The organism is Actinoallomurus purpureus, assembly GCF_024055795.1.
Lineage (GTDB): Bacteria > Actinomycetota > Actinomycetes > Streptosporangiales > Streptosporangiaceae > Actinoallomurus > Actinoallomurus purpureus.
In genome coordinates, this window is record NZ_JAMXMY010000002.1 from 383,021 (window position 1) to 395,274 (window position 12,254).

A 12,254-nucleotide genomic window follows, 5' to 3' on the forward strand; every position below is an offset into this window, starting at 1 on the left:
GATGCGGCGGCACACCGCCCTGGGTGGAGAGGGGAGGGAATCAGAGGGGATCGTTGAATCGCCTCGGCCTCGGCCGGGGGAGAACGGGGGCGAGGCGAACGCGCTACCGGGCCTCGTGATCGATGGTCACGGCACTGGGGCGAGAGGTCGCAGCCCGGTCGAGGTAGGGGAGAGTCGGTCGGCGAGAGGTCGCAGCCCGGTCGGGGCAGGGGAGGGCCGGTCGGCGGGCGGGCGCCCGCCGGAGGTCAGGCGTCAGATCGTGTCTTCCTCGTGTGACTCAGTCCTGAGGGGTCAGGGTGGCGCGGCGGATCACGATGTCGCCGAGGGAGGTACGGGCGTGGACCCGGACGGTCTGGTCGGACTCGCCGGGGCCGTCGGCCGTGTCCAGCAGGTTGCGCACGCTTCCGGCGACGGCCTGGACGTCGAGCCAGGCGGCGGTGCCTTCGCGGACGCCGATCTCCAGCTGGCCGGCGGCGGTCTGTATGCCGATGGAGCCCTGGGAGACCTCACCGATCCGGATCTTGCCTGCGGCGGTCTTCGCGTCGACGTCGGCGTACGCCCGGTCGATCACGATGTCCCCGCTCGCGGAGCGTACGCGCACGTCACCGGCTGCTTCGCCGACCCAGGTGGCCCCTGAGGAGGTCTTGACGGTGACGGTGCCGTCGGCCCGGCGGAGGCGCACCTCGCCGATGCCTGTGGTGATCTTCGCGTCACCGGCCGTGTGTTGGACCGTGACGTCTCCGCCGCCGTTCTTCACCTGAAGCGCGTGGGCCTCTTCGATCCAGATGACGCCTGCGCCGCTGGACACCTCGCAGTCGCCGAACGGTCCCGCACAGTGGAAGTTGCCCAGTCCCGACGAGGCGTGCAGGTCGGAGCCCGAGGGGAGCTCGACGTGGACCTGGACCGCGGCGTCCTTGCCGGGGCCGAGGCCGATCATGCCGCCGAACCGCTTCGGTCCTTTGACCAGTAGTCGGCCGTCGGTGTATTCGACCCGGGTCTCCTCGGCGGCTCGGACGTCTCCCGCCTTCGACTCGTCGGCGGGACGGACCTCGACGACGGTGTCGGTGCGGTCGGACGCGGTGATGCGGATCTCGCCGATGACGACGTCGACGGTGGCGGAGATCGGCTCGGGGGTGGTGAATGTGGGCATGGTGCGGCCTTTCTGGTCGCGGGGTCCACGACCCCGCCAGTGGTCGGTGGTTCGGAGGGAGGCCCGGGTCAGCGGGCCCAGCCGGTGTAGCGCCCGCCGCGCGGAGCCGAGCGCCTGCGGACGTCATGCTCGCGGTCCGTACGCTCCACGGCCTCGGCGATGGTGCGGACGAGCCAGGCGTTGACCGAGAGCCCTTCCCGGTCGGCGGCCTGCTCGGCCCTGGTCTTCAGCTCCTCGGGGAGACGGAGGCTGATCCGGGAGACGGCGCCGTCCTTGGCGCCGTAGGACACCGGCGGCGCGGGCTCCGCTGCGGGCGCCGCCGCGACGGCGGCCTCCTCCGCCCCGGTGGCGGGCGACTCCACGACGAACTCCGGCTCGCCCCTGCGGAGGCGCAGATCCACCGAGCCGGGAGCGAGCTCTCGGGTGATCTCCTCTGCGGCGGTCGACAGAGCTTCCAGCAGGACCAGCCGGACCGCCGACTGCAGGGGCGCGGTGAGCCGCTCCGCGAGCTCACGGGTCTCTTCACCGCCGGCCTCGGCGGCGACCGCGAGCTCCTGGCGGAGCTGGGCGACGTATGACTCCAAGTGCATGACGTCAGCATGGCACACCTTATGGCGTCACGACAACATCGATGTGACGTCACTTTGACGTCACCAAGACTCCATGGCGGTCGCGGAGGTGTCACCTGCCGGGTGGTGGCGCGCACGGCGGGACGGTGTGACCTGGGCGGGTTCGCCGCGGAGGGATCCGCCGGGGCCTGAACCGGTCGGCGGTCGCCGGAAGTGGGCGGGTACGGCGGGAGGGGGACATGTCCGCCCACGCCCCGGCCCCAAAATGGAGAGAGGGCCGGTGGGCCGGAGGGCAAGGTGACGTCATTATGGCGTCACCCATCCGGACCGTTCCGCGAGCCGCGCGGCTTCGCCGGCGGCGGGCAGGGCCAGAAGCCGGGCAGGGCCAGAAGCCGGGCAGGGCCAGAAGCCGGGCAGGGTCAGAAGCCGGGCAGGGTCAGAAGCCGGGCAGGGTCAGAAGCGGGCCGGGGCGCCGAGGTCGACGAGGGCGTGGTCGAGCAGGCCCTCCAGGGCCGGGATGTCGCGGGCGGCGATCGTCCGGTCGGGCTGCTCGGGCAGCAGGTCGAGGACCGTGCGCAGGTCCCAGTACGGATCGTGCCGGTATCCCCCGGACACCTGGTCGAAGGAGGCCGAGAAGCGGTCGGCGACCGTGACGTCGTAGCGGAGGGCGAGGGCGCGCCGCATGTGGGCGATGTCGATGGCGATCGGGCCGTACGCGGCGTTGGACCAGTCGACGATGCCGGTCAGGCGGCCGCCGGCCCACAGCGTGTTGTCGGGGTGGTAGTCGCGGTGGATGAAGTGGGGCGTGGCGCCGGGGGTGGGTCCGGCGGCGACGTCCAGCGCGTGCTCCCACAGCGCCGGTCGCCGGGCGTGGCGGGGGGAGAGCCGGATCTCGAGGCGGTTGTACGGGCGGTATGGAGGCATCGTCGACGCCCCGGCGACGGCGTGGACGGACAGCAGCGCGACGGCCAGCTGGATGAGGTATTCGGGCAGCTCGGCGTTTGACGGGCGGGGCGGATGGCCGAGCAGCCGGGTGATCAGCAACGTGGGAACGTCGCAGTGGGCGCCGGAGGGGTCCGCGGCCACCAGGGCGGGGGTGGGGATGTTGCACGCGGTGAGCAGGGTGAGCGCCGCGATCTCCAGCTCGGGGGAGAAGTCGATGTCGATGACGGGCCAGCCGGACGACGCCCAGCGCCGCAGCACCAGGCGATGCACGGTGCCCGAGCGGCTCTCCGCGAGCACCGCGTGGTTGACATGGGCCAGCCCGCCGACCATGGGCCGGACCATTTTCACCTCACTGCCGGCCCCCAGGCATTTTTCGATCCAGCGCAGCGTGGCGGCGCTCGGCGGATCGGAGAGCGTGGGGAAGGTCACGGCCACCATCAAAACGGATTCGGCCGAGGATCGGTAGTGATTTTGTCAATGCGAGGCAGAGCGAACGGCATGTCATTGCGGGAACAGCGCCCAAACTGCCGTGAATGGCGCAATAGAGGAGAAGTGGCCGCTCTAAAGTGATTTGTGAGCGGCCACTCCGTCAGTCCTTGCCGTCACGTCGCGGCCGGAGCAGCGCCTCGGCCAGCGCCAGCATCGTCTCCTCCAGCGTGACGAGCCGCTTCATCAGATCCTCATGGGCGGTCGTCACCTGCTTGGTCACGTCGTGCTGCACGCCGGTGACCCGCTGGGTGACGTCGTCGTGCACCCCGACGACCTGGCGCAGGAGATCCTCGCGGAGCATCTCCATGTGCTTGGTCAGGTCGACGCGGGACGCCTCGACGATCTTCGACAGGGTCTCCTCCGCCTCGTCCCGATCGGGCCTGGCCCGCAACTCGTCGATGAGGGGGTCGACCGCCTCGGCCAGACGCTTCTCCAAGGCGTCGAACCGGTCGGTGGGGTCGATGAACGGGCGATCGCCGACCGCGGCGACCTTGCGGTGCAGTTCGTTGATCTCCAGCGTCACGGGCAGCCGGCCGATCTGCTGGTCGACGCCGTCGACGCGGTCGCAGGCCCCGTCGACCTTGGCCTCCAGCGCCTGGAAATGACCCTCGACCCCACGGATCTTGCCGGACAGGCCCTCGAGCCGGCCGTCGATGCCGTCGAGGCGCCCGCCGACGCCCTCGACCCTGCCGTTGACGGCCTCGAGGCCCTGCTCGACACGCTCGGCCATGTCGTTCAGCGACTGGTCGACCTTGCCGGCCACTCCGTTGATCTCATGCTCGAGCTTCTCGGACCGGTGCCCGAGGTCGGCGAGGGTCTTGTCCAGCCGGTTGAACCGGACCGACGCGGCCTCCATGGTGCCGGCGAGCCGGTCGAGCCGCTTGGTCAGGTCGTCCATCTGCTGGGCGGCCTGCAGCGTCGCGTCGGTGATGCTCCTGCTGGAGTCGAGCACGGCCTGGATGCGGGCCAGGCCCTCGTCGACGTTCTCGGCGATGACCCCGACGTCGGCCCACAGGGAGGGCAGCTCGGCGACGGGCTTGACCTTCTCGCCCACCGACTCGATGTGCTCGGCCAGGCCCTCGGCCCACTCCGGAGGCTTGCCGCACAGCTCGTCGACCTGGCCGCGGACGGTATCGAGCTGGGTCGTCAGGCCGGTGAGCTCACGCTCCCGGACCTCGCGGAGCAGCCACTCTATTCCCTCAAGTCGCTGGTGGACCTCGTCGAGGAGTTGGCCGGTCGAACGCTGCTCATAGACGTGATCTTGTGCGGCGCGGGCTAGCAATTCTCGCATTCGGTCCGAGACCGGCTGACCCCCCGTCTGCAGGAAGTTGTGATTGGTGTCCACCCGGGTGCTCCTTCGTTTGCCGTGCCGCCGATCTGCGCGCGGAAATGGCAGCGGCGTGGATCGCGAAGTGACACTCTATTGAGCGGACCAAGGTCATCGAGCCGAAGAAAAGAAATTCAGGGAAAAGAGATTCTTATCCACGTGCGGCAAAGCGCCCTTTTTCAGGCGCGGCGGTGCCGGCCCTCGTACGAGAGCCCCGCCGGATGCCCGCCGACGGCGGCGACATGGTTGGGGCCGCGCCAGATCAGGCGGTCGAGTTCTCCCCGCCCGAGGAACACCCCGCGGCAGCGGGAGCACTCCTCAAAGACGATGCCGCCCCGCTGAAAGGTCACCATTCCGGCACCGCACTTCGGACACCGCAGTACGGCGTCGGCCATCGTCGCCCCCCGTCTTCGCCCGCGCCCGCCTCGTGGGCGCCCGTCATCACGGCCGCGGCGCGGCCTTCCGGTCGCCAAGAGTAGTCAGCCGGACACGGTCACCACCGTGGTCTTTGCCGGACTCTGGCGTGTCGCCCCCTCATCGTCAGGCGAACGGTCAGGCCTCGCGGCAGATCAGGGCGGTCGGCGCGTCGCCCACGCGGGTGAGCACGAGAACGCGTTCCTCGGTCCCGTCCGTGCGCAGGTCACGGCGCAGCCGCTCCACGTCTCCCGCGAAACCGCGCTTCTTGATCGTGAGGTTGCCCGTCCGCTGGGCTCGCAGCGCCGCCCGCACCCGCTTCACCGCGAACGGAAGGACGTCCAGGACCTCGTACGGACGCGCGAACGGCGTCGCGCGCAGCAGATCGGAGGTGATGTAGGCGATCCGCGGATCGGCCAGTGCCCCGTCGAGACCGGCCGCGACCTCGGCGACGAGATGGGCCCGGACGACGGCGCCGTCCGGTTCGTACAGGTAGCGGCGCCAGCCGGCGACAGGGGGCGGTCCGAGCCCGGGGTCGGCGACCAGGGTCGCCGCCTCCCGGTCCTGCCGCAGGAGGGTCGCCCGGCGCGGCGTGTCGCCCGCCAGGTCGCCGAGCCACAGCGCCGCCTCCTTCACCTCCCCGCCGTCGGAGATCCATTCGGCCTCCGCACCCGGCGGTACCGCCTCGTGCGGGATGCCCGGGGCGACCTTGACGCAGGCGCCCGGCGCCCGGCCCGCGAGGGCGAGCACGGTGCCGAGCGGCGGCAGGTACGCCTCCGGGTCGAAGACCCGCCCGCGGGCGGTGCGGCGGCCGGGGTCGGCGAAGACGGCGGCGTGCCCCTCCGGGTCCTGCGCGGCGGCGTCGCCCTGCCGTACGCCCGCCAGGTCCTCCAGGGCGAAGGCGCTCAGGTTCGCGCGCACGACGGCGGCGGTGAGCGGGTCGAGCTCGACGCCGAGGCCGCCGACGCCCGCACGGGCACGCGCGAGCAGATCGCCGCCGATGCCGCAGCCGAGGTCGAGCACCGTCGCCCGCGGCGAGCGGCCGCCGAGCCGGTCGGCGAACCGCCGTGCCCGGTGCCGGGCCACGCTGGCCCGGGTCGCCTGCTCGAGTCCCTGCGGCGTGAAGTACATGCGGTCGGCGTCCGCGCCGAACTTGGCCCGGCCGCGTACGCGGAGCCGCGCCTGCGTGAGCGCGGCCCCGACCAGGTCGGCGGGGTGGCGGGCGCGGAGGCGCGATGCGGTGGCCAGGAGCGTGCGTTCGTCGACGTCGGCGGCGCCGATCTCGCCGAGCAGTGCCTGGCCTTCGGGGGTGAGGAGCCCCTGAAATGCGGCGATGTCCACCCGACGACGGTAGTGGCCGGGCGGCCGCGGGGTGTACCGGACGTTCCGAGACCCACGCGAAAGCGGCATATAACGACAGGTGGGCGGCGCGCGGGGGCCCGTGTTGACGCGTTCCCGGCCACGGCATAATCTCCAACTGGCACTCTCCATATGAGAGTGCCAATCAAGCGACAGGCTGGTCTGGCACCCGCGACGGCAGGCCACCGTGGTCGCGTCTCCAACATGCGGCTGGCCGATCTGGTCGGCCGAGGATACGCAATCGAAGGGGAAGGTCAGATCGTGTCGACCGCCACCAAGGTTGTTCTCAAGCCGCTCGAGGACCGCATCGTCGTTCAGCCCCTCGAGGCCGAGCAGACCACCGCGTCGGGTCTCGTGATTCCCGACACGGCCAAGGAGAAGCCCCAGGAGGGCACCGTCCTTGCCGTCGGTCCGGGTCGCTTCGACGACAAGGGCGAGAAGCGCGTTCCGCTCGACGTCAAGGTCGGGGACGTCGTCCTCTACAGCAAGTACGGCGGCACCGAGGTCAAGTACAACAACGAGGACTACCTCGTGTTGTCGGCCCGCGACGTGCTCGCCGTCGTCGAGAAGTAAGACCCAACGAATGCGCCGCCCCGGTCATACCCCGATGAGGGTGGCCGGGGCTGTGCACGTCCACGGACACCCATACTTGGAGCTTCCCAATGCCGAAGATCCTGGAGTTCGACGAGGACGCGCGCCGCGCCCTTGAGCGCGGAGTCAACGCCCTCGCGGACGCCGTCAAGGTGACGATCGGCCCGCGCGGCCGCAACGTCGTCATCGACAAGAAGTGGGGCGCCCCCACCATCACGAACGACGGTGTCACCATCGCGCGTGAGGTGGAGCTCGACGACCCGTACGAGAACCTCGGCGCGCAGCTCGCCAAAGAGGTCGCCACCAAGACCAACGACATCGCGGGTGACGGCACCACGACCGCGACGGTCCTGGCGCAGGCGCTCGTTCGCGAGGGGCTGCGCAACGTCGCCGCCGGCGCGTCGCCGATCAACCTCAAGCGGGGCATCGACGCCGCCGCCAACTACGTCTCCGAGCAGCTGCTCAAGTCGGCCCGCGAGGTCGACGACAAGGAGTCGATCGCGCACGTCGCCACCATCTCCGCCCAGGACGCCAAGATCGGCGAGCTCATCGCCGAGGCGTTCGACAAGGTGGGCAAGGACGGCGTCATCACCGTCGAGGAGGCCCACACGATGGGCCTGGAGCTGGAGTTCACCGAGGGTCTCCAGTTCGACAAGGGCTACCTGTCGCCGTACATGGTGACCGACCCGGAGCGCATGGAGGCCGTCCTTGAGGACGCCTACATCCTCATCCACGACGGCAAGATCTCCAACGTCACCGAGTTCCTGCCGCTCGCGGAGAAGGTCGCCCAGACCCGCAAGCCGCTACTGATCGTGGCCGAGGACGTCGAGGGCGAGGCCCTGGCGCTGCTCGTCCAGAACAAGCTGCGCGGCACGTTCGTCAGCGTCGCCGTCAAGGCCCCCGGCTTCGGCGACCGCCGCAAGGCGATGCTGGAGGACATGGCCGTCCTCACCGGCGGCCAGGTCGTCACCGAGGCCGTCGGCCTCAAGCTCGACGGCGTCGACCTCGACGTGCTGGGCCGCGCCCGGCGGGTCACCGTCACCAAGGACGCCACCACCGTCGTCGACGGCGAGGGCGAGGCGGCCTCGATCGAGGACCGGATCCGCCAGATCCGCCGCGAGATCGAGGGCAGCGACTCCGACTGGGACCGCGAGAAGCTCCAGGAGCGCTTGGCGAAGCTGGCCGGGGGCGTCTGCGTCCTGCGTGTCGGCGCCGCCACCGAGGTGGAGCTCAAGGAGAAGAAACACCGTCTCGAGGACGCCATCTCCGCGACCCGCGCGGCCATCGAGGAGGGCATCGTCTCCGGCGGCGGCAGCGCGCTCGTGCACGTCGCCAAGGAGGGCTTCGACGCGCTCGGCCTGTCCGGTGACGAGGCCACCGGCGCCGAGGCCGTCCGCCGCGCCCTGGTCGAGCCGCAGCGCTGGATCGCCGAGAACGGCGGCCAAGAGGGCTACGTCGTCGTCTCCAAGGTCGAGGCGCTGCCCGTCGGCTCCGGCTTCAACGCCGCGACCGAGGAGTACGGCGACCTGATCGCCCAGGGCGTCATCGACCCGGTCAAGGTGACCCGTTCCGCGGTCAGCAACGCCGCGTCGATCGCCGGAATGCTGCTCACCACCGAGGCGCTCGTCGCCGAAAAGCCCGAGGACGAGCCGGACGCCGCCGCGGGCGGCCACGGTCACGGTCACGGCCACTGATCATCGGCCGGCCGTTGATCACGGCCGACGGATCATCCGGATGCCCTCGCCACGTCCGTGGCGGGGGCATCCGTCGTTCGGCGTGCGCGTTCAGTGACCAAATGGACCGAGACGGTCACGCTGGGTGATTTATGTGGGTAGGGATCAGCACTGTGACCATTCCGTTGTCACAAACGATGCAGACAGGCGCGATCTCGGTGGGCATCATGCTTTCGTGACCGAGGGAGCGATCGCCGGGGCCGCGGTTCGGGGTGCTGCCGACGAAATACGGGGGAGACGTCCGGCGAAGGCGGACGACAACGAGCTCAGGGAACTGACGAGCCTTGCCGTCCAGGGGGACCCGGAAGCGGTCGAATCCCTGATCGGACGGGTGCGTCCGATGGTCGTACGTTACTGCCGGGCACGGCTCGGCCGGGTGTCGGGGCAATATCACATCGCGGACGACGTGGCCCAGGAGGTGTGCATCGCCGTGCTCGGCGCGCTGCCGCGCTACCGGGACATGGGCCGGCCGTTCGCCTCGTTCGTCTTCGGCATCGCGTCGCACAAGATCGCCGACGCGTTGCGCAGCGCCATCCGGGCCGCCGTGCCGACCGAGGACCTGCCCGACGGCCCCGACGAGCGGCCGGGGCCTGAGGAGACGGTCGTCCGCTACATCGAGGCCGAGCGTGCGCGTGACCTTCTCGACAGGTTGCCAGATCATCAGAAGGAATTGGTCCTCCTGCGGGTGGTGGCGGGTCTGTCCGCCGAGGAGACCGGTAATGTACTGGGCATGTCAGCCGGGGCCGTCCGCGTCGCCCAGCACCGGGCTCTCGCCCGTCTTCGAGCGATGGCGAGTGAGGAGTCGATCGCTTGACCGGTGGGGGTACCGCCACTCCCGAGCCGCTCGACCTCAGTGAGATCAGCCGTAGCGGCGATCTGTTCGACGCCTTGGCCACCCGCCGCGTCACCGACCTGGGCCACGGATCCACGATCTCCGATGATCCGGCCGCGCGCCTGCTGGCCGCCCTGGTCGCCGACGTCGACGTGGACGCACCGCCGCTGCCCGCCCCGGCCCGCATCTCGCGCGCAGGCGCGAAGACGTCGGGGCGTCCGGTCGTCCGGGCGTTCGTCACGTTCGGCGCGGTGACGGTCATGCTGACGACGGCGGGCGCCGCCGTCGCCGGCGGCGGGGGTGATCGCGCGCCGAAGGCCCATGCGCACTCGGCACGTCTCGAGGTGTCAGAACGCTCCAAGCCCCGTCTCGAGGCGATCGTCCGGGCGTTCCCCGGCGGGCCGCGCCCTCAGCCCGCCGCCGACAGGACGCCCGAGGCGAACCCCTCACCGCGGCCCTCCCCGACGAAGACGTCCGAGGCGCCGGCGACCCCGTCTTCGGGACCGACCAAGAAGGGGAGCGGCCTCGGGGGGCCCCGCGGGTCCCGTGGACCGCGTGCGGGGCACTCCGCAGATCCGTCGCCGACGCTGTCCCCGACCGCGCCGGCCGATCTCTCACCGACTCCGTCCACGCCCTCCGCCACGTCGAAGCCGCCGGACGAGACGTTCGTCACGCCTTCCGACCGGTCGCGGCGGCGCACCTCGGCGAGGAAGGGACGGTCTCGCGATGCCGGAAGCTAGGGCGTGTCTGGCTCAGCTCGACTGGCCTCAGCTCGACTGGCCTTCCTCGCTGTCGATGACGCCGTCGACGTAGCCGCGGGCGTACTCCCAGCTGACGTAGTCCTCCGGCGCGGCTGCGATGGCGGGCTCGTGGACCCGGGGCAGCCCCTCGTCGAGCAGGTGGCGCAGGTTGCCGTGCAGGAGATCCCAGTCGATGTGGTGAGCCCTGCCGCAGTCGCCGCAGTCGACGGTCAGACCCTTGATGCCGAGGGGTTCGAGCAGGGCGCGGAAGACCTCCAGGTCCGCGAGGTCGGCCAGCACGTCCTCCCGCTCGGTCGTGCTCAGCGGAGCGGTCTCGTCGCTCGGATCGCCGAGCGCGGCGGCCGGGTCTTCGGGATCGTTCGCGAAGGGATCGAGCGGAGCGTCATCGTGCACAAACCCACGCTACCCGAGTATCGGCCGCCGATTCGTTCCTTGTCGCGACCCTTCGCGGCCGTTCGCCGGCCCCGACTAGGATGGGGGCAACGCTCCGCTGATCAGGCCCGACACCGCGACCCTTACCGGATGATGCCCATGAGTTCCGCGCCCGAGTCCGCCAAGTTCGCCCCGCAGGGCCTCACGTACGACGACGTGCTGCTCGTGCCCGCGTACTCCGATCTCGCGCCGGGTGACGCCGACACGACGACGCGCCTGTCGCGGTCGATCACGCTGCGCATCCCCCTCGTGTCCGCCGCCATGGACACCGTCACCGAGGCGCGGATGGCCGTCGCCATGGCTCGCCAGGGCGGGCTCGGCGTGCTCCACCGCAACCTGCCGATCGACGAGCAGGCCCAGCAGGTCGATCTGGTCAAGCGCTCCGAGGCCGGCATGGTCAACAACCCGGTGACCTGCTCGCCGGACGACACCCTCGCCGACGTCGAGGGGCTCTGCGCCCACTATCGGATCTCCGGTGTGCCGGTCACCGACGCAGACGGCGTCCTCGTCGGCATCGTCACCAACCGGGACATGCGGTTCGAGACCAATACCGCGCGCCCGGTCCGCGAGGTCATGACCAAGATGCCGCTGGTCACCGCGCCGGTCGGGGTGTCCCGCGACGAGGCGTTCGCGCTGCTGCGCGCGAACAAGGTGGAGAAGCTCCCGCTCGTCGACGGCGCCGGGCGCCTGCGCGGCCTGATCACGGTCAAGGACTTCACCAAGAGCGAGCAGTACCCCTTCGCCACCAAGGACGCCGCCGGGCGGCTCGTGGTCGGGGCGGGCGTCGGCGTGGGCGAGGAGGCCGAGCTGCGCGCGAAGGCGCTGGTCGAGGCCGGTGTCGACGTCCTGGTGGTGGACACCGCGCACGGACACTCGCGCGGCATGATGGAAATGGTCGCCAAGCTGAAGGCCAACAGCGGCGCCGACGTCATCGCGGGCAACATCGCGACGAGGGCCGGCGCGCAGGCGCTGGTCGACGCCGGCGCGGACGGGGTCAAGGTCGGGGTCGGCCCCGGCTCCATCTGCACGACGCGGGTGGTCGCCGGCGTCGGGGCGCCGCAGGTCACCGCCATCTACGAGGCGGCGCTGGCGTGCCGCGCCGCGGGTGTTCCGGTGATCGGCGACGGCGGCCTGCAGTACTCCGGCGACATCGCCAAGGCGATCGCCGCGGGCGCCGACACGGTGATGCTGGGGTCGCTTCTCGCGGGCTGTGAGGAGAGCCCCGGCGAGCTGATCTTCATCAACGGCAAGCAGTACAAGACCTACCGGGGCATGGGCTCGCTCGGCGCGATGAAGAACCGCGAGCGCGGCGGGTCGTTCAGCAAGGACCGCTACTCCCAGGAAGATGTCGCCGGCGAGGACAAGCTGATCCCCGAGGGCATCGAGGGCCAGGTGCCCTACCGCGGGCCGGTCGCGGCCGTCGCCCACCAGCTCATCGGCGGGCTGCGCCAGGCGATGTGGTACGCCGGCTCGCGCACCATCGGCGACCTGCAGGAGAACGGCGTGCTCATGCCGATCACCGGGGCGGGCCTGCGGGAGAGCCACCCGCACGACATCCAGATGACCGTCGAGGCGCCCAACTACCAGGTCCGCTGAGAGTTTTCCCGGCCGTGCCCCGTCGTTGTCACGGCCGAAGCATGGGAGAGGACGTA

At 70.8% G+C, this 12,254-nt stretch carries 12 protein-coding genes; 5 read left to right on the top strand and 7 right to left on the bottom strand.

The window, feature by feature from the left end:
- Nucleotides 1-277: 277 nt before the first annotated feature.
- The 6 genes from NE236_RS06530 to NE236_RS06555 form a co-directional block, all read right to left on the bottom strand.
- Entirely contained in the window at nucleotides 278-1,150 is an 873-nt protein-coding gene (locus tag NE236_RS06530; RefSeq protein ID WP_252840891.1) for a DUF4097 family beta strand repeat-containing protein, read from the bottom strand.
- A gap of 68 nt (nucleotides 1,151-1,218) precedes the next feature.
- Entirely contained in the window at nucleotides 1,219-1,740 is a 522-nt protein-coding gene (locus NE236_RS06535; RefSeq protein ID WP_252840892.1) for a toxin-antitoxin system HicB family antitoxin, read from the bottom strand.
- Nucleotides 1,741-2,172: 432 nt separating this feature from the next.
- Entirely contained in the window at nucleotides 2,173-3,093 is a 921-nt protein-coding gene (locus NE236_RS06540) for an aminoglycoside phosphotransferase family protein (protein WP_252840893.1), read from the bottom strand.
- Between the two features lie 160 nt (nucleotides 3,094-3,253).
- The gene (locus NE236_RS06545; protein WP_252840894.1) at nucleotides 3,254-4,498 is read right to left on the bottom strand and encodes a coiled-coil domain-containing protein; all 1,245 of its coding nucleotides are present in this window, start codon (nucleotides 4,496-4,498) and stop codon (nucleotides 3,254-3,256) included.
- Nucleotides 4,499-4,659: 161 nt separating this feature from the next.
- Nucleotides 4,660-4,875: a TFIIB-type zinc ribbon-containing protein gene (locus tag NE236_RS06550; protein ID WP_289849969.1), complete on the bottom strand. Its 216-nt coding sequence runs from the start codon at nucleotides 4,873-4,875 to the stop codon at nucleotides 4,660-4,662.
- A 157-nt stretch (nucleotides 4,876-5,032) separates the two neighbouring features.
- Nucleotides 5,033-6,235 (bottom strand): class I SAM-dependent methyltransferase, encoded by a 1,203-nt coding sequence (locus NE236_RS06555; protein WP_252840896.1) that lies wholly within the window; start codon nucleotides 6,233-6,235, stop codon nucleotides 5,033-5,035.
- A gap of 279 nt (nucleotides 6,236-6,514) precedes the next feature.
- Here NE236_RS06555 and groES point away from each other — a divergent pair, with 279 nt between their 5' ends.
- The 4 genes from groES to NE236_RS06575 all read left to right on the top strand — a co-directional run bounded on the left by groES (nucleotide 6,515) and on the right by NE236_RS06575 (nucleotide 10,149).
- The gene (groES, locus tag NE236_RS06560) at nucleotides 6,515-6,826 is read left to right on the top strand and encodes a co-chaperone GroES (protein ID WP_141956791.1); all 312 of its coding nucleotides are present in this window, start codon (nucleotides 6,515-6,517) and stop codon (nucleotides 6,824-6,826) included.
- An 89-nt stretch (nucleotides 6,827-6,915) separates the two neighbouring features.
- Nucleotides 6,916-8,538 (top strand): chaperonin GroEL, encoded by a 1,623-nt coding sequence (gene groL, locus NE236_RS06565; protein ID WP_252840897.1) that lies wholly within the window; start codon nucleotides 6,916-6,918, stop codon nucleotides 8,536-8,538.
- 265 nt (nucleotides 8,539-8,803) lie between these two features.
- Nucleotides 8,804-9,391: a sigma-70 family RNA polymerase sigma factor gene (locus tag NE236_RS06570; protein ID WP_252841151.1), complete on the top strand. Its 588-nt coding sequence runs from the start codon at nucleotides 8,804-8,806 to the stop codon at nucleotides 9,389-9,391.
- A complete protein-coding gene (locus tag NE236_RS06575) occupies nucleotides 9,388-10,149 on the top strand; it encodes a hypothetical protein (protein WP_252840898.1) in 762 nt (253 codons plus the stop codon). The genes NE236_RS06570 and NE236_RS06575 overlap by 4 nt, the downstream gene beginning before the upstream one ends.
- A 27-nt stretch (nucleotides 10,150-10,176) precedes the next feature.
- Here NE236_RS06575 and NE236_RS06580 read toward each other — a convergent pair whose 3' ends face one another.
- The gene (locus NE236_RS06580; protein ID WP_252840899.1) at nucleotides 10,177-10,563 is read right to left on the bottom strand and encodes a DUF5319 domain-containing protein; all 387 of its coding nucleotides are present in this window, start codon (nucleotides 10,561-10,563) and stop codon (nucleotides 10,177-10,179) included.
- A gap of 138 nt (nucleotides 10,564-10,701) precedes the next feature.
- On the opposite strand from NE236_RS06580, the gene guaB reads away from it, so the two are divergent.
- Nucleotides 10,702-12,198: an IMP dehydrogenase gene (gene guaB, locus NE236_RS06585; protein ID WP_252840900.1), complete on the top strand. Its 1,497-nt coding sequence runs from the start codon at nucleotides 10,702-10,704 to the stop codon at nucleotides 12,196-12,198.
- Nucleotides 12,199-12,254: the final 56 nt, after the last annotated feature.